The organism is Eubacterium sp. AM46-8 (assembly GCF_003466705.1).
In the GTDB taxonomy this organism is placed as follows: domain Bacteria; phylum Bacillota; class Clostridia; order Lachnospirales; family Lachnospiraceae; genus Lachnospira.
Window position 1 is genome coordinate 35,007 of the sequence record NZ_QSEU01000011.1, and the last position, 25,044, is coordinate 60,050.

General features: G+C 37.6%; 26 protein-coding genes, 1 tRNA gene and 2 pseudogenes. 7 read left to right on the top strand and 22 right to left on the bottom strand.

Going from position 1 to position 25,044, the window contains the following annotated elements:
- Window positions 1-18: 18 nt before the first annotated feature.
- From DW963_RS08600 to DW963_RS13315, 10 genes and pseudogenes are all read right to left on the bottom strand, one after another.
- Entirely contained in the window at window positions 19-1,233 is a 1,215-nt protein-coding gene (locus tag DW963_RS08600; RefSeq protein ID WP_117915095.1) for a murein hydrolase activator EnvC family protein, read from the bottom strand.
- 92 nt (window positions 1,234-1,325) lie between these two features.
- Window positions 1,326-2,234: a permease-like cell division protein FtsX gene (gene ftsX, locus DW963_RS08605; protein WP_117915097.1), complete on the bottom strand. Its 909-nt coding sequence runs from the start codon at window positions 2,232-2,234 to the stop codon at window positions 1,326-1,328.
- Entirely contained in the window at window positions 2,224-2,910 is a 687-nt protein-coding gene (gene ftsE, locus DW963_RS08610) for a cell division ATP-binding protein FtsE (RefSeq protein ID WP_012740035.1), read from the bottom strand. Before ftsE ends, ftsX begins: the two co-directional genes overlap by 11 nt.
- 22 nt (window positions 2,911-2,932) lie before the next feature.
- Window positions 2,933-4,023 (bottom strand): annotated as a pseudogene (locus DW963_RS08615) (PucR family transcriptional regulator).
- 134 nt (window positions 4,024-4,157) lie between these two features.
- Window positions 4,158-5,273: an ABC transporter ATP-binding protein gene (locus DW963_RS08620; RefSeq protein WP_022099084.1), complete on the bottom strand. Its 1,116-nt coding sequence runs from the start codon at window positions 5,271-5,273 to the stop codon at window positions 4,158-4,160.
- Window positions 5,274-5,488: 215 nt separating this feature from the next.
- Entirely contained in the window at window positions 5,489-6,448 is a 960-nt protein-coding gene (locus DW963_RS08625; RefSeq protein ID WP_117915099.1) for a CPBP family intramembrane glutamic endopeptidase, read from the bottom strand.
- On the bottom strand, window positions 6,439-6,816 hold the full coding sequence (locus tag DW963_RS08630) for a RidA family protein (protein ID WP_022099081.1): 378 nt from the start codon (window positions 6,814-6,816) through the stop codon (window positions 6,439-6,441). Before DW963_RS08630 ends, DW963_RS08625 begins: the two co-directional genes overlap by 10 nt.
- Window positions 6,817-6,925: 109 nt before the next feature.
- A pseudogene (locus tag DW963_RS08635) lies at window positions 6,926-7,752 on the bottom strand (CvfB family protein).
- Between the two features lie 135 nt (window positions 7,753-7,887).
- Window positions 7,888-7,960: transfer RNA gene (locus DW963_RS08640), tRNA-Gln, on the bottom strand.
- 90 nt (window positions 7,961-8,050) lie between these two features.
- On the bottom strand, window positions 8,051-8,209 hold the full coding sequence (locus tag DW963_RS13315; protein ID WP_158567413.1) for a hypothetical protein: 159 nt from the start codon (window positions 8,207-8,209) through the stop codon (window positions 8,051-8,053).
- 174 nt (window positions 8,210-8,383) lie between these two features.
- On the opposite strand from DW963_RS13315, the gene DW963_RS08645 reads away from it, so the two are divergent.
- Together DW963_RS08645 and DW963_RS08650 are read left to right on the top strand one after the other, a co-directional pair.
- The gene (locus DW963_RS08645; protein ID WP_117915101.1) at window positions 8,384-8,926 is read left to right on the top strand and encodes a hypothetical protein; all 543 of its coding nucleotides are present in this window, start codon (window positions 8,384-8,386) and stop codon (window positions 8,924-8,926) included.
- Between the two features lie 122 nt (window positions 8,927-9,048).
- The gene (locus DW963_RS08650; RefSeq protein ID WP_012740044.1) at window positions 9,049-9,387 is read left to right on the top strand and encodes a P-II family nitrogen regulator; all 339 of its coding nucleotides are present in this window, start codon (window positions 9,049-9,051) and stop codon (window positions 9,385-9,387) included.
- A 121-nt stretch (window positions 9,388-9,508) separates the two neighbouring features.
- On the opposite strand, the gene DW963_RS08655 is transcribed toward DW963_RS08650, so the two are convergent.
- Complete coding sequence (locus tag DW963_RS08655) at window positions 9,509-10,180, bottom strand: YesL family protein (protein ID WP_117915103.1); 672 nt, start codon at window positions 10,178-10,180, stop codon at window positions 9,509-9,511.
- A gap of 166 nt (window positions 10,181-10,346) precedes the next feature.
- Between DW963_RS08655 and DW963_RS08660 the strand changes: the two genes are divergently transcribed.
- The gene (locus tag DW963_RS08660; RefSeq protein WP_117915105.1) at window positions 10,347-11,048 is read left to right on the top strand and encodes a hypothetical protein; all 702 of its coding nucleotides are present in this window, start codon (window positions 10,347-10,349) and stop codon (window positions 11,046-11,048) included.
- A gap of 2 nt (window positions 11,049-11,050) precedes the next feature.
- On the opposite strand, the gene DW963_RS08665 is transcribed toward DW963_RS08660, so the two are convergent.
- Entirely contained in the window at window positions 11,051-11,749 is a 699-nt protein-coding gene (locus DW963_RS08665) for a GNAT family N-acetyltransferase (protein WP_117915107.1), read from the bottom strand.
- A gap of 128 nt (window positions 11,750-11,877) precedes the next feature.
- Between DW963_RS08665 and DW963_RS08670 the strand changes: the two genes are divergently transcribed.
- Window positions 11,878-12,396 carry a peptidylprolyl isomerase gene (locus DW963_RS08670; RefSeq protein WP_117915109.1) on the top strand — a complete coding sequence of 173 codons (519 nt, stop codon included), beginning with the start codon at window positions 11,878-11,880 and terminating at the stop codon, window positions 12,394-12,396.
- Between the two features lie 65 nt (window positions 12,397-12,461).
- Here the strand turns inward: DW963_RS08670 and DW963_RS08675 are convergent, their stop codons facing one another.
- The 3 genes from DW963_RS08675 to DW963_RS08685 form a co-directional block, all read right to left on the bottom strand.
- Window positions 12,462-13,226 (bottom strand): TPM domain-containing protein, encoded by a 765-nt coding sequence (locus DW963_RS08675; RefSeq protein ID WP_117915111.1) that lies wholly within the window; start codon window positions 13,224-13,226, stop codon window positions 12,462-12,464.
- Window positions 13,223-14,248 (bottom strand): TFIIB-type zinc ribbon-containing protein, encoded by a 1,026-nt coding sequence (locus DW963_RS08680; protein WP_117915113.1) that lies wholly within the window; start codon window positions 14,246-14,248, stop codon window positions 13,223-13,225. The genes DW963_RS08675 and DW963_RS08680 overlap by 4 nt, the downstream gene beginning before the upstream one ends.
- Before the next feature lie 225 nt (window positions 14,249-14,473).
- Window positions 14,474-14,830: a DUF3899 domain-containing protein gene (locus tag DW963_RS08685; RefSeq protein WP_117915115.1), complete on the bottom strand. Its 357-nt coding sequence runs from the start codon at window positions 14,828-14,830 to the stop codon at window positions 14,474-14,476.
- 159 nt (window positions 14,831-14,989) lie between these two features.
- Here DW963_RS08685 and fba point away from each other — a divergent pair, with 159 nt between their 5' ends.
- The 3 genes from fba (at window position 14,990) to DW963_RS08700 (ending at window position 19,128) form a co-directional block, all read left to right on the top strand.
- Complete coding sequence (fba, locus tag DW963_RS08690) at window positions 14,990-15,853, top strand: class II fructose-1,6-bisphosphate aldolase (protein ID WP_117915116.1); 864 nt, start codon at window positions 14,990-14,992, stop codon at window positions 15,851-15,853.
- 18 nt (window positions 15,854-15,871) lie between these two features.
- Window positions 15,872-16,792 (top strand): class B sortase, encoded by a 921-nt coding sequence (locus DW963_RS08695; protein ID WP_117915118.1) that lies wholly within the window; start codon window positions 15,872-15,874, stop codon window positions 16,790-16,792.
- Between the two features lie 227 nt (window positions 16,793-17,019).
- The gene (locus DW963_RS08700) at window positions 17,020-19,128 is read left to right on the top strand and encodes a glutamine synthetase III family protein (protein ID WP_117915120.1); all 2,109 of its coding nucleotides are present in this window, start codon (window positions 17,020-17,022) and stop codon (window positions 19,126-19,128) included.
- Window positions 19,129-19,469: 341 nt separating this feature from the next.
- Here DW963_RS08700 and DW963_RS08705 read toward each other — a convergent pair whose 3' ends face one another.
- The 7 genes from DW963_RS08705 to DW963_RS08735 all read right to left on the bottom strand — a co-directional run bounded on the left by DW963_RS08705 (window position 19,470) and on the right by DW963_RS08735 (window position 24,981).
- Window positions 19,470-19,955, bottom strand: a complete 486-nt coding sequence (locus DW963_RS08705; RefSeq protein WP_022099066.1) for an S-ribosylhomocysteine lyase — start codon at window positions 19,953-19,955, stop codon at window positions 19,470-19,472.
- The gene (locus DW963_RS08710) at window positions 19,955-20,911 is read right to left on the bottom strand and encodes an NYN domain-containing protein (RefSeq protein WP_055286568.1); all 957 of its coding nucleotides are present in this window, start codon (window positions 20,909-20,911) and stop codon (window positions 19,955-19,957) included. The genes DW963_RS08705 and DW963_RS08710 overlap by 1 nt, the downstream gene beginning before the upstream one ends.
- A 22-nt stretch (window positions 20,912-20,933) precedes the next feature.
- Window positions 20,934-21,116 (bottom strand): DUF6472 family protein, encoded by a 183-nt coding sequence (locus DW963_RS08715; protein WP_012740059.1) that lies wholly within the window; start codon window positions 21,114-21,116, stop codon window positions 20,934-20,936.
- A gap of 2 nt (window positions 21,117-21,118) precedes the next feature.
- The gene (locus tag DW963_RS08720; protein ID WP_117915122.1) at window positions 21,119-22,357 is read right to left on the bottom strand and encodes a PP-loop family protein; all 1,239 of its coding nucleotides are present in this window, start codon (window positions 22,355-22,357) and stop codon (window positions 21,119-21,121) included.
- Entirely contained in the window at window positions 22,338-23,051 is a 714-nt protein-coding gene (locus DW963_RS08725; protein WP_117915124.1) for a P-II family nitrogen regulator, read from the bottom strand. The genes DW963_RS08720 and DW963_RS08725 overlap by 20 nt, the downstream gene beginning before the upstream one ends.
- 11 nt (window positions 23,052-23,062) lie before the next feature.
- On the bottom strand, window positions 23,063-24,580 hold the full coding sequence (locus tag DW963_RS08730; protein WP_199669375.1) for a DUF1538 domain-containing protein: 1,518 nt from the start codon (window positions 24,578-24,580) through the stop codon (window positions 23,063-23,065).
- 194 nt (window positions 24,581-24,774) lie between these two features.
- A complete protein-coding gene (locus DW963_RS08735) occupies window positions 24,775-24,981 on the bottom strand; it encodes a helix-turn-helix domain-containing protein (protein WP_117915128.1) in 207 nt (68 codons plus the stop codon).
- Window positions 24,982-25,044 lie beyond the last annotated feature (63 nt).

The window sequence follows — 25,044 nt, forward strand, 5'->3', positions numbered from 1 at the left end:
TCCTCCTGTTAAGTTGAATTATTTATTAAAATATGGCATAGGATTAACATATGAACCATTGAGCATTACATCAAAATGCAGATGTGCACCAAATGAATTACCCGTATTACCCATAACACCAAGCTTCTGTCCCTTAGTAACCTGTTGTCCTACTGATACATTTAAACTATCAAGATGCAGGTATCTCGTATATAGTCCATTACCATGATAAATCATCACATAATTACCCGCTGTTGAGTAATACTCACTCTGTCTGTGTGCAATAACAACTTTACCGTCATAAGCCGCATATACAGGATCACCTGAAACGCCTGCTCTGACTGCTCCAATATCCACACCTTTATGTGGTGAAGTTCTGTCAGATGTATCTCCATATGGAGAAGTTATTCTTGTACTTGTTGTTGGCCATTTGAAAGTTCCGCCATCATATCTGTTAGACGGAGTAACTCCGCTTGCCTCCTCAGCCTTAATCTTGGCTGTTATAGAAGCAATCTCTGCATCAAGCTTCTTCTCGTCAGCTTCGAGCTGTTTCTTATAAGCCACCTGATTAGCTGTATTCTTACTCAAAGCATTCAGCTGGGCAGTCTTCTCATTCTGAACAACCTCCAGCGCATCAACCTGTGCCTGAAGTGCCTCCTGGCTGGCAGTCAGAGTCTCTTTATCTTCTTCAAGCTTTACTTTAGAAGATGATATAAGATTAATCGTCGACTGATATTCCTCGAGCATCTGTCTGTCATACTCTGATATCTTATTAATATACTCAAATTTATTAAGCATATCCGCCATACTCTGTGATGATAAAAGCACCTCAACATATGTATAATCATTATGCTCATACATAAACTGGATTCGCAGCTTCATAGCCTCATACTGGCTTTCCTTATCAGCCTCAGCCTGCTCAAGCTTTGCCTGTGTCTCCTCAATCTCAGCTTCAAGCTCTGCAATCTGGGTATTAATGTCATCTAATGACGCTGACAATTCTCCCATCTGTGCATCAAGTCCCTGAATAAGAGATGTAAGATCTGAACTCTGTGCCTTAAGCTGTGCAATCTTGTCTTCTGTTTCTTTCTTTTTATTCTGTATATCATTCTGCTGGTTCTGGGCATTCTTCAGATCCGATTTATTATCTCCGAATGTAACCTGTGCAAAACAATACGGTATAAGCAGCATTACAATCATGAGTGCCGCTGTTATTTTCTTTATTAAATTGTTCTGAAACAGTGCTTTCTCCATACAGCCACTCCTTTACCATAATTAAAATGTTCTCTAAAAACAAACAGGGACTTCTGCATCCGTTTGCAAAAGCCCCCAAAAACTATCCGAAACTATACATCGGCATGCTTTCTTACAGCGAAGAAACTTCCTATAAGACCAATACCAATTCCAAGAATAACTGCTACCGGAATAAGTACCTCAAATACTTCTGATGCTGGCATAAATGCTAATATATTCTGTAAAACAGAGAATTTTCCAAGAACAAAATTAACAACTCCACCATAAATATACCTCAATATTGCTACCGGAATAATAGCACCTATAAGTCCTATAACGATACCTTCTACGAAGAATGGTGCATTAACAAATGCATCCGTAGCTCCTATATATTTCATGATTGATATCTCATCTTTTCGTACTGTAATACCAATGACGATTGTATTAGTAATAAGGAATATAGATACCGCAAGAAGAACAACGATTACTGCAACTGCAACATAACTTACAAGTCTTGCTGCACTGGCAAGTCCGCTTGCTGTAACCTCTGAACGGTTAACCTGTCTTATTCCATCCTTATTCTCAAGGTACTTAACCAGTGTACCCTGATTACTTGCATCCTTAAGATACACTTCATAAGAAGCTGAATTTGCTAAAGGGTTATCATCCTGAAATCCATATGCAAGCTCTGGATAATCCTTGAAATAATCCCCCTTAAAATTTTCCCATGCCTGTTCTGCAGATACATACTCAACTCTTGATACTTCTTCTCTTTTGCTTATATCATCTCCAAGCTTCTTAATATCTGTCTCACTGAGATTTTCGTCAAAGAAAACTGTTACACAGACCTCTGTCTCAGCCTTCTTAATCATATACTGAAAATTAACCACTATAGAATAGAATACTCCAAAAAGGAATATACATGCCGTAATCGTTGCTATTGATGCCAGTGAGAACATCTTATTACGATGGATGTTCTTAAATCCATCTTTAATATGATATGCTAATGACCTAATCTTCATAGAAATAACCACCCTTTTCCTGATCGCTGATAATCTTTCCTTCACTCATAGTAATAGTTCTCTTCTTCATCTGCTGAACTATCTCCATATTATGGGTAACTACAAGTACTGTTGTTCCCTGCTTATTAACCTGATTAAGAATCTTCATGATTTCATTAGAATTAGCAGGATCAAGGTTACCTGTTGGCTCATCGCACAACAATATAGCTGGCTTATTAACCAGCGCTCTTGCAATTGCAATTCTCTGCTGCTCACCACCTGATAACTCATTAGGAAAAGCCTTATATTTGTCAAGAAGTCCTACCATTGAAAGCATCGCCAGTACTCTTGACTTAATCTTTCTATTCGGAGCTTCTACTACCTTCTGTGCAAATGCGATATTCTCATATACGTTTCTGTCCGGTAACAGACGGAAATCCTGGAATACTACGCCAATATCTCTTCTAAGATACGGAAGCTTCTTTCTTGTTATCTTGTTGAGATATTTCTTATTGACATATATCTTACCTGATGTAGGGTCTAATTCCTTAAGTAATAGTTTGATAAGAGTTGACTTACCCGAACCACTCTTACCTACTATAAATACGAATTCACCTTTCTGGATGTGAAGATTAATTCCATTAAGCGCAGCAACGCCAGTGGAATATGTCTTCGTAACATCTTCCATGATTATCATGTATCATTTCCTCCAAAAATCACTAAAATGTATCTTTACTTTCCATATACTTCATGTACTTAACTACCATAAGAGCAATCTTAAATGTTATTGCATCATCAAACACCCTGAGGTCAAGTCCGGTTATCTTCTGTATCTTATCGAGTCTGTAAACAAGTGTATTTCTGTGGATGTAAAGCTGTCTTGATGTCTCTGAAACATTAAGGCTGTTCTCAAAGAACTTGTTAATTGTTGACAGAGTCTCATCATCAAAATCATCAGGAGCCTTTCCTTCAAATATCTCCTTAATGAACATCTGACATAATGGTATAGGAAGCTGATATATAAGACGGCCTATTCCTAATCTGTTGTAAGCAACAACATTCTTGTTGCTGTAGAAAATTTTTCCAACATCAAGTGCCATCTTAGCTTCCTTGTAAGATCTTGAAACCTCTCTTATATCATTAACAATTGTACCATAAGCAACATGTGCCGCACTCATAGCCTCAGTGCTTAACATATCAATTATAACATCAGCTGTCTTGTCAAGTTCTTCATATGATTCATTACCCTTAACTTCCTTAACAAGAATTATACTCTTCTCGTCAACTGCTGTAATGAAATCTCTTGTTTTATTAGCAAAAAGAGTTCTTACTGTCTCTAAAGCATTAGTATCCTTTTCGTGCTTAGTCTCAATAATATATACAACTCTCTTAACATCAGTTCAATATGAAGTTTCTCTGCTCTTGTATACATATCAACTCGAAGAAGATTATCAAGAAGAAGATTCTTGATAAAGTTATCCTTATCAAATCTTTCCTTATATGCCACAAGTAAATTCTGTATCTGAAATGCAGTAAGCTTTCCAACCATATATACATCATCACTTGTTCCTCTTGCCATGATTATATATTCAAGATTGCCATCATCTTCAACCTTAAAAAACTGAAAACCATTAACTGCCTGACTTTCTGCTGGCGAATCAATAAAACTAATCGCATCCGCAAGGCATTCTGAAACATTATCAAAAGTCTTGGCTGCAACATTCTTATCTGCATCCACAATGCACAAATCCACTCGTGAAATAGCCTTAAGTCCATCTACAGTTGTCTGTAAAATTCTATTAGATATCATTGTTATCCCTTTCTGTCTACCACTTATCTTTTATTCGTACATATTCTATCTTATTGTAAAGCAAAACGACAAAAAAAAAAGGGGAAATGCAAATTTATTGCATTTCCCCTTCATAATTAAGATTTATTTAATAATTAGTGTGTGATAACGATTTCTGTTTCCTTATCGAATACATGAAGTCTCTCAACATCCATAGCAAATGTTACTTCATCACCTGGTCTTGCTGTTGTACGAGGATTTACCTTAGCTGTACATGTTACATCACCAATTTCATAGTGAAGGTTAACTTCTGCACCAAGTAATTCGTATACCTTAACTGTAGCTGTAAACTTAGAATCAGCATTCTTAGCGATGAATTCTGCATCATCCTTAACATCTTCTGGACGGATACCAACTACAACTGTCTTGCCAACATAGTTGCCATCGATAAGCTTCTTGCTCTTCTCAGCTGGAAGTGTAATTGTAACTGTATCAGAAAGTACAAGGTCAACCTGTGAACCATTAGCCTTAACTTCTGCATCGATAAGGTTCATCTGAGGTGATCCGATGAATCCAGCAACGAAGATGTTGTTAGGTGTATTGTAAAGGTTCTGAGGTGTATCTACCTGCTGAATAATACCATCCTTAAGAACTACGATTCTTGTACCAAGTGTCATAGCCTCTGTCTGGTCATGTGTTACATAGATGATAGTTGTCTGTAATCTCTGGTGAAGCTTAGAAATCTCAACACGCATCTGTACTCTTAACTTAGCATCAAGGTTTGAAAGAGGCTCATCCATAAGGAATACCTTAGGGCTACGAACGATAGCACGTCCCATAGCAACTCTCTGTCTCTGTCCACCTGAAAGAGCCTTTGGCTTACGATCAAGAAGGTGCTCGATATCAAGAATCTTAGCAGCTTCATGTACAGCCTTATCAATCTCTGCCTTAGGAACTTTTCTTAACTTAAGACCGAATGCCATGTTATCATATACTGACATATGTGGATAAAGAGCGTAGTTCTGGAATACCATAGCGATATCTCTGTCCTTAGGCTCTACATCGTTAACCATCTTATCACCAATCCATAACTCACCTGAGCTGATTTCCTCAAGACCTGCAATCATACGAAGTGTAGTAGACTTACCACATCCTGAAGGTCCTACGAAAATGATGAACTCCTGATCAGCAATTTCAAGATTAAAATCCTTAACAGCTACGAAACCGTTAGGATATACTTTACAAACATTCTTAAGCGATAAACTTGCCATTATTAAATATCCTCCTAATATAAATGCGCCTTTGCGCTTTTGATGTGATTATAATACACTATATAGGACTTTTTTACCACATGACATTTTTACAAATCTTTTCCGCGTTTTTTTTGCAAATTTACCATAGCAAGTCCGCTTATGTATAAATTGTACAAATTTATCGGGCTTTTATCTGCAAACATCACTAATGCAATATGCCTACTCAATCACAGCTATAGGGTACCAGCTAATTCCAGGGTTATCATATACATCACGCATATTACAATCCCCACAACAACCGGAGCCGTAAAATAATTCTTTATATGAGATAATCTGATTCCACTGAATCTGATTTTCTCAAGATTACCATGTCTTTTTGCCATAGTCTTAATGCACACGATTGCAAGCATCATGAATGCGGCAGCCACAACAGCAAGTATAATCATCTGGATTACTGTTGTGAGAGTACCCGTAGACGCCGCAAGTTCAGCTTCGCCTTCAGCCACTCCCGATAACTGACCATCTGTGGTGTACATGCCTGCCATCTTCAGAAGCTGTACAATTCCTATTGAATATGTATTAACTGCAAAATGTGCAATAACTGACGACCACAAAGATCCTGTAGCCTCAACCATATATGCGAACACAATTCCCATAACAAATGCGTACAATGCCTGATTAATATTGAGATGAAAACATCCGAATAATAATCCGCTCATTAGTGCCGCACCTGTCATTCCGGCTTTCCTGTAAGAGCCAAAGAATATCCCACGGAATATAAGCTCTTCTACAAGCGGTGGAATAACTGCCAGCAATATAACCTGCATCGCAAATGGATATGTAAGCAGTGTTGTTGTTCCCTCCTCAAGATAATTGGTTGAAAACAACATGCTAAGATTACTTATTAATAGTACTGCTGGAATAAGACAATATCCTGCAACAAGCGAAAGAACAATATCAACAACACTTATTCTTTTATAAGGAATCTCTGTAATGGGGTCAATCTTCTGAACAATCATATATATAATTGCAATAAGCAGAATTATCCCTTCTGACATAATATACTGAGTCCAGTCAGGCACAGCGATACCTGCATTCTGTGCATATCCCATAATTGATGCACACACAACAGATAATCCGATATAACCTATTACAAATATAATAAAGAAGCTATTAACTTTTCTTACTTCCATGCAATTGCTTCCACTTCAAGAAGAACATCCTTAGGAAGTCTAGCAACTTCTACGCATGAACGCGCTGGAAATGGCTCCTTAAAATATTTCTTGTAGATTTCATTAATCTTACCGAAATCATTCATTTCTTTAATAAATACTGTTGTCTTAACAATATTCTCTACCTTAGAGCCTGAAGCCTCAACAAGATTACAGAGGTTCTGGAATGCCTGCTCAGCCTGAGCCTCAACTCCACCTTCTGCGATTTCACCTGTAGCTGGTATTACAGGGATAACTCCTGATGTATATACCATATTGTTAATCTCGATAGCCTGTGAATATGGTCCGATTGCACTTGGTGCCTTGTCTGTACTGATTACTTTCTGCATAATAGTCTCCTTATTTCAACATATTTTACGTTACAAACGCATTGAATATATTGTACCGCAATCGTCATATTCATTCAAGATATTGATTAAAGAAGCTAATTCTATGGAACTATTTTTTAAGAATTATTGAATCCTGTGTTATCTCAATTTTGCCTTCTTTAAGCAGTCTTCCCACAGCTCTCTTGAAAGCATTTTTACTCATATTAAAATGTTTCTTGATAATCTCAGGGTCTGCCTTGTCTGTAAATCCAAGACTGCCACCCTTCTTTACTATGGTATCATATATCTGGACTGAATCCTCGTCCATCTGTATATAAGCTTCTGCTTAAGGCTTATAACAAGTTTTCCATCTTCTCTTACTCTTGAAACACGTCCGTGAATAACCTCACCGACACTAAGTGGCTCAAATACTTCTGACATAGGAATAAATGCGTCGTACTTATCTTCAACCGCAACATACGCTCTGTAATCTGGAGTTATTCCTATTATAGTACCTGTAACCGTACTGTCTTTTACAAGTGTGTCTGACTTTTCAAGATATTTGTTAATTCTCATAGTAGCTGCAAGTCTGCCGCTCTTATCTATGTAGAGAGCAACAAGGTACTCTGAGCCTTCTGATACATGTGTTGTCTGTTCCTTGTATGGCATTAGAAGGTCTTTTTCAAGTCCCCAGTCAAGAAATGCGCCAATACCTGTAACCTGTGATACTTTAAGTCTCTTAAGTTCTCCAAGCTGAATCTTTGGCTTATTAGTAGTTGCAATAAGTCTGTCGCTTGAATCCCTGTAAACAAATACTGTGAGAGCATCTCCCACTTCAACATCATCTGGAACCTGTTTTTTAGGAAGAAGGACTTTATCTTCTTCTGTTCCAAGATATACTCCGAAATCTGTTACCTTTACAATGTTAAGACACTGTGTTTTTCCTAACTCTATCATAACAACACCTATGCTGGCAGCTTCACCAGCCCTTTCATAATAATTTCAGTGCAAGTATGGCTGTTGCCTTTCTACGTTTATTCTCATCGCTACTCACACAAAAAAACCTCCCGTATGACTACGAGAGGTTTCTAGCTGGGCTTGAGGGATTCGAACCCCCGAAATGCTGGAATCAGAATCCAGTGCCTTACCACTTGGCGAAAGCCCAATATCGTGACGACATGCTGTATTATACATGAATATTTTCAGGAATGCAAGCACTTTTTTCAAAAAATTTAAAAAGTGTTATAATCCTCGTCTACTCCATCATCTTAAGGGTTACTGTACCGCCAGCATCTGTCTGTTCCTGTGTTACAGCAGCTTCCTGTATTACTGACAACTGTTCATTATCTGACACAGTTACTGCTTTATAGCTGTTATTGTAATACGAATTTATATTAATTCCACTTACTGACATAGCTGACTCCTTTCCGCCTTTATTACATCCTTGTACTTTATTTTAAAAAATCTAGTAATCATTATTAAATTTTTATAAATCCCCCCTTTTTCGTTGACCTCTTTTGCATATTAACTTAGAATAAAAACATATATTCATCAAAAAAGATTTTATAATAAGGAGTACATTAATAATATGAACAAAAAGAACTCATTATTGGTGCTTATTGGTATTTTCCTGATTTGTACAAGATTTTGGATATCAATCGGTCCAGTACACATTGATATCACTAATGACATTGTGGGATATATTTTAATATTTATTGGCATGAAGGATTTGAAATCGCTTAACTCAAGATTTAAGAAAGGTATGGCTCTTTCTGTTGCCGGACTTATCAGTGCTGTACTTTCCCAGTATCTCATATCGCGCGACTGGCCTTCATCACCTGAAACAATGTATTCAATAGCAATTGGTATAAGTGTCGTATTTGCAATTTATTTCACTTATTACTACACTGAAGCTCTTATAATGGAAGCCCGTATACAGGAAAAGAATGCCGTTACCAGAAATTATCAGATAACATGGCTTTTACTGTCAGCAGGAATTTTTATCCACTATTTTGCTTTTAAAGCTTCAACAACTGTTTACTCAATACTTGTTGAAGCTCTTATAATAATAATTACCATGTATTATTGTTTTTCTGTTTTTTCTACAAGCAAGCAGCTATATGAGGATTAATTGCTTAACATTTTTTATGATTGCAGTTATAATATTAACATTATTCGTTTATGCCTGAATAGCGTTGACTTTTAATCTTTACAGTGTTTTAATAATGTCGTCAGTACGAAAGGATATTATCTATGAAAAAATTAGAGATTATTATCAGACCTGAAAGACTGGATGATTTAAAGAACATCCTTAATAGTAACGGTGCTCACGGCCTCATGATATCTAACATCATGGGATATGGAAGCCAGAGAGGTCACAAGCAGGTATATAATGGTGTTGATTTCGGTGGCAACCTGCTTCCTAAAGTAAAAGTTGAGTCTATTGTATCTGATGAAACTTACGAAGCAATCATCGATCAGGTTATTGACCAGATTAATACCGGTGAATACGGAGATGGTAAGATTTTCGTATATGATGTATATGATGCCATAAGGATCCGTACCGGTGAACGCGGAACAGACGCATTGTAATTATAATATTATTTTGTTATCTCTTTTTGTATATAACTTTCAGTATCTGTATTCCATAACCTTACAGATATATAAATCGGGGCCGCAGAAAACTACCCAGTCTGCGGCCCCTCCTTTTTAGTTATTTGCTTATATTCTCATTAGTATCTTCTTCTGTTCCTGCCTCCTGTACTGATGGAACAGATTCCTTTTCAAGCTGTTTGAATATGCTCGAGAAAATATATGAATCAACATACAGAATCAATGGTATAGTCACAATAAATGCTGTGAAATAAAGACATGAAAAATATGTAAGTCCAACAGTAGCTATTAACATAATAATAGTCTGTGGAAGATGATGTACACTTATTATAAGAGCATTTTTTATTGTCACTATTATATTATTGTCATATCTTGACAGCATCGAAAATGAATACAACATAACTGCTGCCCATACCGCCATAACACCAACTACAACAAATACAAATATAACACCAGCCTGAGAACCCTGTACAAATCCCCACTGGGCACTGGCTCTTAAATCAATGAAAAGAAGGAAACCAATTACAACATGTATAAGCTCTAATAAAAATCCCTGCACGAAATTCATTTTGAATGATTTCCAGAAATCCTTATATACATAGCTTTCTTCATCCCTTACAAGCTTAATTCCTGAATAAAATGCTGCTGTAACCGCTGCTCCGATTGTAATAACCGGAACACAGAATAATACTGTAATAACTGCTAATATAATAAAATCTCCTGCTTTTGTAAGACCTTTAAATAATTTACCATCTAATCCAAATCCATTCATAATTATATACCCCTTTTTTTGCTTAAACACTATGATTATACAAAACCTTACATAAAAATCAAAGAAAATTTCAAATATTTTTCTTAAATGTTTATAAAAGCTGTTTTTTTGAGTTTATGTTTGTGTTAAACTGTATGCTATCTTACAATTAATTTAAGGAGAATTTATGGCTAAAGGCAACAACATACACGATGAAGTTAAGGAACAGCGTAAGAAGTTAAAAGATTTAACATTTTCCGGAAAGATTGAATACATCTGGAGCTACTACAAAATTCCTATTATTGGCATTCTGCTTGCCATTCTTTTTGCAGGTTCCCTTACTTATTCTATTATAAGAAACAATTACGACACCGTCTGTTTTATAGCAGTTCTGGACGGAAGAATAACCGGATATGATGATGATACGGACGCTCTTACTACCGGTCTTACAGATTATCTTGGTATTGACGGAAAAAAAGAACAGGTTGATATATCATATACATTTTCACTTGAAGAAAAAGAAATGGATCAGGAAGCTGATGTAACAGCTAACAGAATATATACCTATGCATCAGCCAATACTCTTGATGGATATCTATCTGAAAAAGAATATATTGATTATTTCTGTACTGACGGTAATATATTCTTCTGGGATTTAAGAGACCTGTTCTCAACAGAAGAACTCAACGAACTTTCTGATTATATTATTTATTACACTAATTCATCAGGAGAATCATTTCCTATAGCTGTTGATATTTCTAACGCCCCTGTTATCAAAGACAGTGACCTTAATATGAAGCAGCCTTGCTACGGCATCATATCAACATCCAAGTATTATGAGAATGCCGCCAACTTTATAAGATTTGTATTCAATATGGAAAAGCCTTGATATCACAGAAATTTTCTATATATATTCATCCCGTCTGTATCGCCTGCATACAATGTGAAACCAAGTTTCAATGCAAGCTGTATGGACGGGATATTTGTTTTCATTGTGCATATATACAATTCTTCTAAACCGAACCTGTCCTTAGCAATATCCACCATATGGTTCATAACTTCCCATGCCACATGCTTTCCCTGCCAGCTTTTTTTCACAAGATACCCAAGTTCCTGACAATTCTGTCCGTCTATGCTACGGTTTTCAATGCCTGCCCTAGCCACTAGCTCACCTGTTTTCTTATCAAGCACAAGCCACAGACCGTATCCGAAGAAACCATACATATTCTCAATGTATTTTATTGTAAATGCTTTCTCATCCTCATATTCATATAATGGTTCAACATACGGGCAGTCTGAAAGTGTCTGATATAATTCGTATAAATGTGGTAAATCCTCCACTGTCATCTCCCGTATAATAAATCTCTCCGTTCTGGCAATTACAAGCGGTTCATTGTATTTTCTTGCATATACAAGATCTAACAGGTCGTCATCAATATCTTCATCATCATATACAACATATGAAGCTTTTCCAAGGTATGCTTCTCCAAGCCCTATATCAGGAATCTCCAGCGTCCCATCCGGTTTTAATGTATCTTTATCACTAATTATTATTTCTCTGCCTTCGCCCATATCAATACATTTTCTCATATATGCCTCTTTATAATTGTTTCTAAAGTTTTAATTTGACTTTTTATACTGTAGTATTTAGAATTAATTACATCACATTTTGCTCATGCAGACAAGTGGGCAATTTAATGAATTTCAGGAGGAATAATATGGCTAATCCAATAGTTACATTTACAATGGAAAACGGCGATGTGATGAAAGCTGAGCTTTATCCGGAAATCGCGCCTACATCAGTTAATAATTTCGTTAATCTTGTTCAGAAGGGATTCTATGACGGACTTATATTCCACAGAGTAATCGCAGGTTTTATGATTCAGGGTGGTGACCCTGAAGGAACAGGTATGGGTGGTCCTGGCTACTCTATCAAGGGCGAATTCGCATCTAACGGATTCAAGAACGATTTAAAGCATACAAGAGGTGTTCTTTCAATGGCTCGTTCTATGAGACCTGATTCTGCAGGCTCACAGTTCTTTATCATGCACCAGAACGCTCCACATCTTGACGGAGATTACGCTGCTTTTGGTAAGCTTATCGAGGGTGAAGATGTTCTTGACAAGATTGCAGGCGTAGACACAGATTACAGCGACAGACCTAGAAAACCACAGGTTATGAAGACTGTTACTGTTGAGACATTTGGAGAGGAATATCCAGAACCAGATAAGTTATAATTAAAGTTCATCCATTGACATCAAAAAGGCGGATACAGTTAATTGCTGTACCCGCCTTTATATTTTTAGAAATGTCCGCCGGAGCCACTGTTTCCACCGCCTCCGCCGCTGCTTCCGCTGCTATTGTTGCGCTCAATATGTCTTGTAACAACTGTTGTATTAATGAACACGTCTCTTCTGTCATTAACCTTAAAGTTATGGTCTTTCGTATATTCTGTACTGCTAACTGTCATTCTTGCCTTGGCATTATGCATCATTGTAAGAACGGCTGCAACTGCAACACCTGATGCAATGAGAAGCTTTATCCACATTTTGTATGTAAGTTTCTTGACTATGCTTGTAGTCATACACATATTCATATTCTTGACATACTTAGAAAATGCTTTGTAATAATCCTTATCCGAAAGCTTCTCCTCACATGCTTCTCTTATGTCGTCAATTGTACCCTGTGATATATCAGTCTTTGCCTTTCCCTGTGTATACATTCTGTCGGCTCTTGATTTCATATCAACACCATATATTACGGCATTCTGCGAATATCCGTTATCATCAAGGAATTTCTTAAGATAACTGTCCATCGTACTGCCATCATGTCCTATATTAGTTGTGATAATAACTATATCACACTCTGAATCCTCAGATGCTTTCTTGCACTGGCTCTTTAGTTTACTAACCTCATCAGAAGTAAGAATTCCTGCATTGTCATATACATATTCCTTTGATGAATCTGCATGCACATCAGTCTTAATACTTAACAACACTCCCACACACATAAAGCATGCTATAATTATGCTCATGAAAGCCTTTATCTTCTTATTAATCTTCATCATATGAACAAAAGCCCTCCAAACATAGTAATGATAAGTGTAACGATGAATATTCCCGCTCCGAAGCCAAATGCTTTCTTTCCGCTTATCGGTCTGTCAGCAACTATCTTTCCTGTCTGTCCGTTAAGCATGAACTGGAAATTCTTCTTGTTAAACCTGTAATTAAGTACCCATACCGGAAATAATGCATACTGGCTTCCTGTTGGACGCATTGTTATGTCATTGTGAATTATATTAACAGATGAATAACCGGTAATTGTTGACATTGCAATATCTGTTATATATTTGTCAGCTCTTCTCGTAGCTCTCTCCTGTATCTGGTCTGCCGTATAATTATATCTTTCTGAAAGATATCCTGACAGATATGGCATTGAAAATGCAGTTAATTCGTTATAGTTAAATGGCTCTAACTTATCCATCGCATCATCAGGCATTTTTTCAGATGCATCAGCCGGAATCTTCTCAAACTTTGCAGATATATTTCTGAACACCTGAAAATGATCTGTGTATATATACTCTGTATCACCTTTTCTTGTTGTCCTGACTCTTTCTGCATTAGCATGCATATCAGTCTGTGCAGAATAATCATACAGCCAGTAAGGTACATACAGTCCGCTTATTTTCTCAATTGTTGAATTTCTTGATAAAGCAGATGGTGTGAGTGGTCCTTTCTTACACCAGTTTTTGTAAATCTCTACTGCTTTATCCTTGTTAATCTTAAATGGTATAATTGTTGATGGCTTGAATTCACCTCTAAGTCTGTCCTCCACAAGTGTCGGATTACCACAGAATGAACAAAATGTTGCCGATGTATATTCATCTGCCACAAGCTCTGCACCACATGTATTACAATGGTACATCTTCATCTCTTTGTCATATTCTCCCTGTGTACTGTTCTGTGAATATTTCTGTTCATATTCCCGCACATCAATCTGCATTCCACATGACGGACAGCCTAATTTCTGTGTGACACTGTCAAACTCCATAGCAGCACCACACCCAGGGCATTTGTAAATTGTTGGCATATTCCCCTCCTTAATTCACACTCGTTCATATTTTGTTCATATCTAATTCAATAAGATTTAACACTATGCACATTGTTTCTTCACTTTTGTTCAATATAATTTAATCATAAGAACAAGACATTTTCTACTATATGTTTTTCATAAATCGAGTTGTTAATAAACAGCTCTCCTCCCTCTTTCACCGTCTGCTACTCCGGCAGACGGTGTTTTTTATCCTGCATATAATTATAATACGACGAATGATGCTATAACTAAAACCACTCCTATTATAATTATTATCTTTCCCTTTTTCTTATCTTTAGCAAGTTTTTCATTATTAAGTCTGGCTTTTTCATCATCAGGCATAATCTGTTCCTCATATGTCATTCTGACATCTCTTGCATCAAAGAATATGTTAAAATTATGTTTTGCCGTAAGATATGTTGCAAGTCCGACAATAATTACAACAATTCCTGCAAGAAAAAGCATGAATCCAATAAATGGCAGATAGCTTGTGCCAGCATGGTCTTCACTATTATAGGAATCCATTGCTGTCTGAGTTTCGAGAGCTACCCTGTTGATAAAAAATGTTAAATAACCCATACATGTCTCCTCTCTTTAGATATTTTCTTAAGACATACATGATTATACATCATATTTCTTTGTATTAACACATAAATATCATATAAATATTCCTTTTCATTTTTAATGATATGAGATATAATGTTGTTATGCAAAATCGTGCAATGGAGGTAAAGAAATATGTTAGTTTCAGCTAAAGAAATGTTAGACAAAGCTCTTGCCGGCAAATATGCTGTCGGACAGTTCAACATCAATAATCTTGAATGGACTAAGTCTATTCTCCTTACTGCACAGGAGATGAATGCTCCTGTAATCCTTGGTGTATCTGAGGGTGCTGGTAAGTATATGACAGGCTTCGAGACTGTTGCAGCCATGGTTAAGGCTATGGACAAGTCTCTTGGAATCACTGTTCCTGTTGCTCTTCATCTTGACCACGGAACATACGAAGGATGCTACAAATGTATCAAAGCAGGCTTCACATCTATTATGTTTGACGGTTCTCATTATCCAATTGATGAGAATATCAAGAAGACAACAGAGCTTGTTAATGTAGCTCACAATCTTGGTCTTTCTATTGAGGCAGAAGTTGGTTCAATAGGTGGCGAAGAAGATGGTGTTATCGGAATGGGTGAATGTGCAGACCCTGATGAATGTAAATCTATTGCAGATCTTGGTGTAGACATGCTTGCAGCAGGTATCGGTAATATACATGGAAAGTATCCAGCTAACTGGCCAGGATTAAGCTTTGAGACTCTTGCAGCTGTTAAAGAAAAGATTGGTGATATGCCATTAGTTCTTCATGGTGGTACAGGTATTCCTGCAGATATGATTCAGAAGGCAATCTCTCTTGGAGTTTCTAAGATAAATGTTAATACAGAGTGCCAGCTTTCATTTGCTGATGCAACAAGAAAATATATTGAAGCAGGCAAAGACCTTGAAGGAAAGGGATTTGATCCTAGAAAGCTTCTGGCTCCAGGCTGTGAAGCAATTAAAGAAACTGTTCGTGAGAAGATTAATCTTTTCGGTTCAGCAGGAAAAGCTTGATGATGATTGGAGATTATTATGGGTAACTTAAAGACAGATGAAGATGATGATTTTATAACATCTGCTTCACCTGAAACAGAACCAGACGAAGCGGATGCCGCTTTTGATGCTAAAGAAAAAAAGAAAAAGCAGTCTAACATCATCAGCCGTATTATTTTAATCATATGTGCCTGCGTTTTTGTATTTGCAGCAGTCAAGCTTGTATCTATCCTTCTTGAATATAAGAAGGGCAACGACATTTATAATAATATTGAAGGCGATGTCCTTGACGATACGCCGGTTAATATTACAATTGATGATGATGAAGCACCTGAGGTAACAATTCCATTTGTGTACAATCATCAGGCGTTGCTTGACATTAATTCGGATGGTCTTGGTTTTCTTTATGTTCCATCGGTTGATATAAGGCTTCCTGTTGCCCAGACAACCGATAATGACTTTTATCTTACTCATACATTTGATAAGACATACAATCGCAACGGATGCCTGTTCGTTGATTACAGAATCAAGGATGGTCTTAATGCCAGCCATGTTCTTATCTATGGACACAATATGGGCTCCGGAGCCATGTTTGGCACTCTTGCCAGATATAAAAATTCTGGTTTCTACCAGACAGAAGGTAATGATGTTTTTTATATTTATACAGAGGATGTAATCCGTAAATACAAGATTTTCACAGTATATGTTACTGACCCGGTAAGTAATACATTTACTTTTAACTTCAGTAATTTAACAGGACTTCGCGAATACGCTAAAGTCGTTAAGGCCGAATCTCTATATGACACTGGTGTCGATGTTTCCAACGCAACACAGGTTGTCACATTTTCAACCTGTACAGACGATTCTAAGCAGCGTGTTATTGTATCCGGTACATATGTTGGAGAATCTAAGTTAGATAATGGGACATCTTCTGAAGCATCTGTATCCGCTTCAGAATAGGCATTTTAACACTCATATTTCATGCAGGCTTAATTTTTTAAATAATTTTAAAAAAGCACTTGCAAATTTATATAATATGAGTTATTTTATTTAAAGACAGCAGGCTGTCGCTAATTAAATAAGGTAGAACAAAGGCGTTCCATTTATATATTTGTATAAGTATATACTTGGACGCCATTTTTTAGTTTTACTAATAAAAAGATAAGAAAAGGAAGGATGAGGAAGTTATGAGTGAAAGATTCAATGTAGCTGACATCTTCGGCGAGAATGTGTTTAATGACACAGTTATGAAAGAGCGTTTACCAAAGAACGTTTACAAAAACCTTAAATTAACAATGGAAGGTGTGCAGGAGTTATCTTTAGCAGATGCTGATGTTATCGCTAATGCTATGAAGGACTGGGCTATCGAGAAAGGTGCAACTCATTACACACATTGGTTCCAGCCTTTAACAGGAACTACTGCTGAGAAACATGATTCATTTATATCAGCACCTAAGTCAGACGGAAAGGTGCTTATGGAATTCTCAGGTAAAGAATTGATTAAGGGCGAACCTGATGCTTCATCATTCCCTTCAGGTGGTCTTCGTGCAACATTCGAGGCCAGAGGATATACAGCATGGGATTGTACATCTCCTGCATTTGTACGCGAAGGTGCTCAGGGTGCTACTCTTTGTATTCCTACAGCATTCTGCTCTTACACAGGCGAAGCTCTTGACCAGAAAACTCCATTACTTCGTTCAATGGATGCCATCAACGAGCAGGCTCTTCGTATTTTAAGGCTTATGGGTAATACAACATCTAAGAAAGTTACTCCTTCTGTAGGTGCTGAACAGGAATACTTCATTGTAGACAGAGAGAAATATTTACAGAGAAAGGATCTTATCTTCTCTGGCCGTACTTTATTCGGAGCTATGCCTCCTAAGGGTCAGGAACTCGATGATCACTACTTTGGTTCTATCCGTGAAAGAATTGCCGCTTTCATGAAAGATATTAATGAAGAATTATGGAAACTTGGTGTATCTGCTAAGACACAGCATAATGAAGTTGCTCCTGCACAGCATGAGCTAGCTCCTATCTATGCACAGTGCAATATTGCTACAGATAACAACCAGCTTATGATGGAAGTTATGAAGAAGGTTGCTTACAGACACGGTCTTGTATGCCTTCTCCATGAGAAGCCATTTGCAGGTGTTAACGGTTCTGGTAAGCATAACAACTGGTCTATCACAACTGATGACGGCATTAACATGCTTGACCCAGGTAAGACACCACATGAAAACTTCCAGTTCCTTCTTGTACTTGGTGCAATTATGAGGGCTGTTGATAAGCATGCTGACCTTCTTCGTGAGTCTGCATCTGATGTTGGTAACGATCACAGACTTGGAGCTAACGAAGCTCCTCCAGCTATCATCTCTATGTTCCTTGGCGAGCAGCTTGAAGATGTAGTTATGCAGTTAATTGATAAGGGTGATGCTACAAGCTCTATCCAGAAGGGTAAGTTAAAGACTGGTGCTTCTACTCTTCCAGACCTTAACAAGGATGCTACAGATAGAAACAGAACATCTCCATTCGCATTCACAGGTAACAAGTTTGAATTCCGTATGGTTGGTTCTTCGGATTCTATCGCTCCTGCAAATGTTGTTCTTAATACAATCGTTGCAGAAAGCTTTAAGGAAATCGCTGATGAATTAGAGGGTTCTGAGGATATGCAGATGGCTGTCCATGATATGATTAAGAAACTCTTCACAGACCATCACAGAGTTGTATTCAATGGTAATGGTTACTCAGATGAATGGGTAGCGGAAGCTGAAAGAAGAGGACTTCCAAATATCAAATCCATGGTTGAGGCTGTTGGTTCACTTGTTAAGCCTGAAACAGTTAAGATGTTTGAAGGATTTGGTGTATTCACAGAAGCTGAATTAAAGTCAAGAGCTGAGATTAAGTACGAAGCTTACTCTAAGGCAATCAACATCGAAGCTAAGACAATGATAGATATGGCTGGCAAGGAAATCATTCCTGCCGTTATCTCATACACAACAGAGCTTGCTAACTCAGTACTTTCAGTTAAAGAAGCTGGCGCTGACGCTTCAGTCCAGGCAGACATCCTTACAGAAGTATCTGGTTACTTAAAGGAAATGAAGGCAGCTTCAGCTAAGCTTGCAGAAACAGTTGCTACAGCAGCTACATTTGAAGGAAAAGCACAGGCTGAATACTTCAGAGATACTGTAAAGGTTGCAATGGACGAATTAAGGGCTCCAGTAGATAAGGCCGAGATGATAGTAGATAAGGAATTCTGGCCATTCCCAAGCTACAGCGAATTATTGTTCGAAGTATAATACATAACTAATTGTTATAAATCACTCTCATAAAAATCTCCAGCATTAGACCGGCGAAGCCAAATCTAATGCTGGAGATTTTTCACCCCTGCCAGTTGTCCACTGTGTAGATTGCCAGCCGGGACGATTGTGTGGCTTAGGGAGTGGCTTGATTTATTACGAGCTGTGCAGGAGTTAATGCCGCCATAGACAAAAGTTCAGCGTGCAAAAGCTCGTTCAAACGAAGTGCGTTTGCTTTTGCACGCTGTAAAAACTCTGTATATGGCGGCATTTACTCCTGCTAAGCGCAGTAATCCATGAAAGCCACAGCCCGATATCCCCAGACTGGCACCACCTACACGCTACTGTGGATAACTCAACCTCTCCTCAACCGGATTATCCAGAACCTCCTCCTTAAACTTCTTCATATATATCTTCGCAAGCTTAAGATTGTTATCCAGATAATTACCACAGTCTCTTGGTGAATATCCAGGAATTGGTGTATTATCGTCATAATTAAGAACATAATCTGCAGCTTCTCTTAATACCCCGATAATATCCTCAGACTTTAAATCTCCTGCAAATATAACATAAAAACCTGTTCTGCAGCCCATAGGTCCGAAATATATAGTTTTCTCAGCCCATTCTGCATGATTCCTTAAAAATGTAGCAACAAGATGTTCAATTGAATGAATTCCCGGTGTATCCATAGGTGGTTCTTCATTAGGTCTTGTAAATCTTAAATCAAATGTAGTAAGACATACATCTCCGATATAATCCTTTCTTGATACATATACACCTGTCAGTAAATCAAGATGATTCACCGTAAAACTTGCTATCTTGTTCATTATGACTCCTTCTTTCTTATAAATACTATTCTTTTGTTATCTGTTGTTTCTATTAGCAGTTCTTTTATGCTTGATACAAATTTTGTCAGAGTTGAATATCCATATTCCTTTGCCTTGAATTTCGGATATTGACTATGTATTCTCTGTCCAAGTATTGCAAGCTCAACTCCTGTTGCCTTGCTTGCTCTGACATTATCTATTGCGTATTTAACAACCTGTTCTTTAATATTGTCATCTTCTTTGAGCTTTACCAGTACTGCATTATTAACCTTATATGTTTTGAACCCATCCATCTCATTGATAAATGTGGATAATGAGCTATACCCATAATTACGGACATCAAAGTCAGAATATTTTTTCTGCAAACGGCTTCCTATCTCTCCTAAATCCGTCTGCTTTCCCTTATTATCATTTTCCTGGATAATCTCAATAATAGCATTTTCGATTTTGGAAATTCGTATAATATTGTGTGATCTGTTAGGCCTCTGCTTATTATTAACAGCTGTAATTTCTTCATCCTCCTGATCCTGTAAAAGTTCCAGATCAGTAAATACTGAACATGCTGCCCTGAATGACCTTGGTGTTTTGTTCTCACCCATTCCAATAACTTCCATGCCAGATTCACGCAGCCTGCTTGCCAGTCTTGTAAAATCTCCATCACTTGATACAATACAGAATCCATCCACATTTTTCGTATACAGAATATCCATAGCGTCAATTATAAGTGTTGAATCAGTAGCATTCTTGCCTACTGTGTTGCGAAACTGCTGTATTGGTGTAATTGAATTCTCCATCAATTCTTTCTTCCATTTGCCCGCCTGCGGACTTGTCCAGTCCCCATATATTCGCTTGTACGTTATAACTCCATACTTAGTCATTTCATCTAATATATTAGAAATATATTTTGATGAAATATTGTCCGAATCAATAAGAACCGCATACCTCTTATCGTCCATAGATTCCCCCTTAATATAAACATTACATCTGATGACGTACTATCTTATATTCATCATTGCTCTGATAATATGGACACTGCTTATATGAAGAACTTAAAAGTCTTGCGTAATCGTCCTCGTCCATATCAACATCACATACATATCCTTCAATCTCCTCGTCATATACAAGGTTGTTGCAGTAATCGCAATTATATTGTGATGACATATCTATTCCATCTCCTTATTATCTGCTGTCTGGCTGCCTGATGCGCCATTAAGTCTTCCCATTTCCTCATATCTTTCAAGGAAATTATGCTTAACGCCATACTGCTTATACGCAATAACTGTATCAAGATTAACATTTTCAACACTTCTGAAAATATTCTTCTCAATGTAAGGGCTTACCTTAGTCAAATCTTTAATAAGCTGCTTAATCTCGCCTCTCTTAGAACCCTTTTCTGTTCCACCGCATGAAGCACAGCTCTCTGTAAGCCTGCATGCACACTGTATAAATGCAAGATTATTATAATCTCTCCAATGTATTATATCTGCTTCTCTTATAAGGTAAAGCGGTCTTATAAGCTCCATGCCCTCAAAATTAGTGCTGTGAAGCTTTGGCATCATAGTCTGAATCTGCGCACCGTATAACATTCCCATAAGAATTGTCTCAATAACATCATCATAATGATGACCTAACGCTATCTTGTTACATCCAAGCTCTTTAGCCTTACTATACAGATATCCTCTTCTCATGCGGGCACACAGATAACATGGAGACTCCTCTATATCTGCAACCGTATCAAATATCTCTGATTTGAACACAGTTATAGGAATATCAAGAATCTTTGCATTATTAAGAATAACCTGATAATTAATATCATTGTAACCCGGATTCATAACCAGAAATACAAGTTCAAAATTATTCTTTCCATGCCTCTTAAGTTCCTGAAAAAGCTTCGCCATAAGCATTGAGTCCTTACCGCCTGATATACAGACAGCAATCTTATCTCCGTCCTGTATAAGGTCGTATTCATTAAGTGCCTGTGTGAACTTTCTCCATATAGGCTTTCTGAACTTCTTGACTATGCTCCGCTCTATTTCCTTAACTCTTTCTTCACCTGAAAGCTCATTCTCTGCCTGTGCTTCCTTGACATAATTCTCGAACTTCCACTTCATATAAGCGCCCCAGCCGCCATACAGACTATAGACCTCATAACCCATTTCTTCAAGAATATCTGCCAGATCATCACTGTGCAGACCCGTATAGCACAGAAGATATATAGGAACACTCTTATCAAACTGCTGTGTGAATTCCTCAGGTGTTTCTTCAAGCACCTTAATCAGTTCCTCCCAGTACCAATTTCTTGCTCCAGGATATGTTTCCTTCTCGAATTCCTGCTTGTCTCTTACATCAAGCAGAACCTTTTCTCTTTCATCATTCTGGTAATCAATTATTGTTTTCATCATCAACCTCTTCATCCTGCGAATCCTCAAGAATACGCAGTCCTGCCGTACTTGTAACAGGAAGTGAGAACACAATAGTTCCTGCCTTGCTGTCTACGCCGGCTTTGTCCATTATAGCACGCATAATAGCATTTTTCTGTGATGACTTTGCAACAATAAGAATTACTTCCTTCTCTGAAACAAGCGAAACTCCTAGGAACTGCTCTGCCCGCTTCATTCCAACACCTTTTCCATGAAGCACCGTTCCACCTGTTGCACCGCCTTCTTCCGCTGCTCTCATCACCTGTGTATTATATCCATAATTAGCTATTGCAACAATAAGTTCATGTTTAGTATCCTTCAATGTGCTCTCATCTCCTTTCTTATATTCCTGCCCGTCAATTAAGAATCCCAGCTCTCTCTTGCCGCCAATACTGCTTAGCGGCACTATAAATGCGATTCCGGTTCCAGGCACATCTATTCTTAACTTACTCTGAAGCCCCTTCTTAACATTCTTCCATGTCTCCTCTGTAACAAGTGACATATGAATACCCTTCTCGTCATCCTCAAGCCCCAGTAAATCAAGCACATCACTTGATGCTGTTCCACGTCCTAATGATATATCAGCTGCTTCAACATTATAATCCTTATAGCAATCAACAAAACGCGGCATATTCTTCCTGCTGCATATTGTTACCATTACATATACTTCACTCATATCCGTCACCTCTACAATTCAATAATCGCATCATCTGAAAGCTCTGCAAACATATCCACAACAGGTGTAACAGTCTGTGGCACATTCTCTTTCCTGCTGTCCTTGATTCTGTATATAACACCAAGTATCTGCAAAGTTATAAGAGGTGTCATGGCAACCATGGCAACAACACCAAACGCATCAGTTACAATATTACCACCCACTGAAAGACATGCTCCCTGTGCCAGTGGCAGTAAAAATGTGGCTGTCATCGGACCTGACGCGACTCCTCCGGAGTCAAATGCTATAGCCGTGAATATCTTTGGAACAAAAAGCGTAAGTATCAGTGCTATTCCATAACCAGGGATAAGAAAATATAATATTGAGATGCCTGTCAGCACTCTTATCATTGAAAGGCCAACAGATACTGCAACACCTACAGAAAGACTTATCTGCATTGATTTGCCTGATATGCTTCCTGATGTCAGTTCTTCTACCTGATGCATAAGCACATATACAGCAGGCTCTGCCTTAACAATGAAATATCCTATTATCATGCCAGTAGGTACGATAATCCATCTAAATGATAATGAAGCAAGCACTGAACCAAGATAATTACCAGCTGGAATAAATCCAACATTAGCACCTGTAAGAAAAAGTACAAGTCCAATATATGTATACACAAGTCCAACACATATCTTCATAAGTGACTTCTTATTCATCTTTGGAGCAAATATCTGAAACACTCCGAAAAATACAACTATCGGAAGAAGTGACACTGCTATTTCTTTCAGATATTTTGGTATCTCATACCAGAACAGCTTTCCAAGTTCAACAGAATCGCTCACTTCAGTAATTGCTGTTGTTGTATAATTACCCTCTGTACTATAAACCATTCCAAGAATAAGAACTGCAAGTATTGGACCGATTGAACATAATGATACAAGACCAAAACTATCATTGCCGGCATGTTTGTCGTTTCGGATAGAAGAAATACCCACACCAAGAGCCATTATAAATGGTACAGTCATCGGACCGGTTGTTACTCCCCCTGAATCAAATGCAACTGCAAGAAAGCCTTTAGGAACAAACATCGCAAGTGCAAAAACAATTGCATAAAACACTAGCAGAAGCGGTGCTAACGGTATTCCAAAAAGTATTCTTAAAAGTGCAGCAACAAGAAATACACCTACTCCAACTGCTACAGATAATATAAGCACCATATTAGGAACTGCTGCCACCTGTCCTGCAAGCACCTGCAAATCCGGCTCAGAAATCGTAATTATAACTCCAAGAATAAATCCAATTGCTACAATCATCCATAATTTCTTAGTCCTTAACATACTTCCGCCAACTCTTTCACCCATTGGCGTCATGGACAATTCTGCCCCTAAAGAAAAAAACACCATGCCAATAATAACCAGCACGGCTCCAACAATGAATTCAACCAGTATACTAGGTGAAAGAGGTGCTATTGTGAAGCCAAGAAGCAACACTATAAGCATTATCGGTACTACCGCACTAACAGACTCCTTTGTCTTTTCCTTCATCTTCTCTCTTACCACTGTATTCTGGTAACTAAATTGTGTCCTTAATAATCCAGCCTTCAATAAAATCTCCCTTTGCTCTTAAATATCAGTTTCGGGTTACATAGTAATATATTAACATCTAATAATTGTACTGGCTACTTAAAATTTTATAAAAAGTGCCCGAATCAGAACACTTTTTATAAATTAAAACTCAATTATAAATTGTCATTTTCTTTCTCTCTGAGCAGTTCCTCATACTTTAACTGGTATTCAATCAGCCGTGGAATGTATTCTGGTGGAGTTCTTCTTGATGCCTCCCAGTCCTCTAATGTACGCACAGGAATACCTGTGTGCTGTGAAAATTCTTTTCTTGTCATTCCAACACTTTCTCTAAGCTGTTTTATTGTCTCTGCTATAGTCATAATATATGCCCTCTTAATGCATTTTTATTATTGTAACATTGTCTTGTATGTTACGCAATGCGT

Excerpts from the sequence above, each read along its gene's own strand:
- DW963_RS08705 (WP_022099066.1), bottom strand. The coding sequence starts at position 19,955 with ATGAACAAGATAGCAAGTTTTACGGTGAATCATCTTGATTTACTGACA.
- DW963_RS08680 (WP_117915113.1), bottom strand. The coding sequence starts at position 14,248 with ATGCCAACAATTTACAAATGCCCTGGGTGTGGTGCTGCTATGGAGTTT.
- DW963_RS08720 (WP_117915122.1), bottom strand. The coding sequence starts at position 22,357 with ATGATGAAAACAATAATTGATTACCAGAATGATGAAAGAGAAAAGGTT.
- DW963_RS08675 (WP_117915111.1), bottom strand. The coding sequence starts at position 13,226 with ATGATGAAGATTAATAAGAAGATAAAGGCTTTCATGAGCATAATTATA.
- DW963_RS08700 (WP_117915120.1), top strand. The coding sequence starts at position 17,020 with ATGAGTGAAAGATTCAATGTAGCTGACATCTTCGGCGAGAATGTGTTT.
- DW963_RS08645 (WP_117915101.1), top strand. The coding sequence starts at position 8,384 with ATGAACAAAAAGAACTCATTATTGGTGCTTATTGGTATTTTCCTGATT.
- DW963_RS08735 (WP_117915128.1), bottom strand. The coding sequence starts at position 24,981 with ATGACTATAGCAGAGACAATAAAACAGCTTAGAGAAAGTGTTGGAATG.
- ftsE (WP_012740035.1), bottom strand. The coding sequence starts at position 2,910 with ATGATAATCATGGAAGATGTTACGAAGACATATTCCACTGGCGTTGCT.
- DW963_RS08630 (WP_022099081.1), bottom strand. The coding sequence starts at position 6,816 with ATGCAGAAAGTAATCAGTACAGACAAGGCACCAAGTGCAATCGGACCA.
- DW963_RS08710 (WP_055286568.1), bottom strand. The coding sequence starts at position 20,911 with ATGGACGATAAGAGGTATGCGGTTCTTATTGATTCGGACAATATTTCA.
- DW963_RS08655 (WP_117915103.1), bottom strand. The coding sequence starts at position 10,180 with ATGAATGGATTTGGATTAGATGGTAAATTATTTAAAGGTCTTACAAAA.
- DW963_RS08725 (WP_117915124.1), bottom strand. The coding sequence starts at position 23,051 with ATGAGTGAAGTATATGTAATGGTAACAATATGCAGCAGGAAGAATATG.
- DW963_RS08730 (WP_199669375.1), bottom strand. The coding sequence starts at position 24,580 with ATGAAGGAAAAGACAAAGGAGTCTGTTAGTGCGGTAGTACCGATAATG.
- ftsX (WP_117915097.1), bottom strand. The coding sequence starts at position 2,234 with ATGAAGATTAGGTCATTAGCATATCATATTAAAGATGGATTTAAGAAC.
- DW963_RS08625 (WP_117915099.1), bottom strand. The coding sequence starts at position 6,448 with ATGGAAGTAAGAAAAGTTAATAGCTTCTTTATTATATTTGTAATAGGT.
- DW963_RS08660 (WP_117915105.1), top strand. The coding sequence starts at position 10,347 with ATGGCTAAAGGCAACAACATACACGATGAAGTTAAGGAACAGCGTAAG.
- DW963_RS13315 (WP_158567413.1), bottom strand. The coding sequence starts at position 8,209 with ATGTCAGTAAGTGGAATTAATATAAATTCGTATTACAATAACAGCTAT.
- DW963_RS08665 (WP_117915107.1), bottom strand. The coding sequence starts at position 11,749 with ATGAGAAAATGTATTGATATGGGCGAAGGCAGAGAAATAATAATTAGT.
- DW963_RS08600 (WP_117915095.1), bottom strand. The coding sequence starts at position 1,233 with ATGGAGAAAGCACTGTTTCAGAACAATTTAATAAAGAAAATAACAGCG.
- DW963_RS08620 (WP_022099084.1), bottom strand. The coding sequence starts at position 5,273 with ATGGCAAGTTTATCGCTTAAGAATGTTTGTAAAGTATATCCTAACGGT.
- DW963_RS08670 (WP_117915109.1), top strand. The coding sequence starts at position 11,878 with ATGGCTAATCCAATAGTTACATTTACAATGGAAAACGGCGATGTGATG.
- DW963_RS08715 (WP_012740059.1), bottom strand. The coding sequence starts at position 21,116 with ATGTCATCACAATATAATTGCGATTACTGCAACAACCTTGTATATGAC.
- DW963_RS08695 (WP_117915118.1), top strand. The coding sequence starts at position 15,872 with ATGGGTAACTTAAAGACAGATGAAGATGATGATTTTATAACATCTGCT.
- fba (WP_117915116.1), top strand. The coding sequence starts at position 14,990 with ATGTTAGTTTCAGCTAAAGAAATGTTAGACAAAGCTCTTGCCGGCAAA.
- DW963_RS08650 (WP_012740044.1), top strand. The coding sequence starts at position 9,049 with ATGAAAAAATTAGAGATTATTATCAGACCTGAAAGACTGGATGATTTA.
- DW963_RS08685 (WP_117915115.1), bottom strand. The coding sequence starts at position 14,830 with ATGGGTTATTTAACATTTTTTATCAACAGGGTAGCTCTCGAAACTCAG.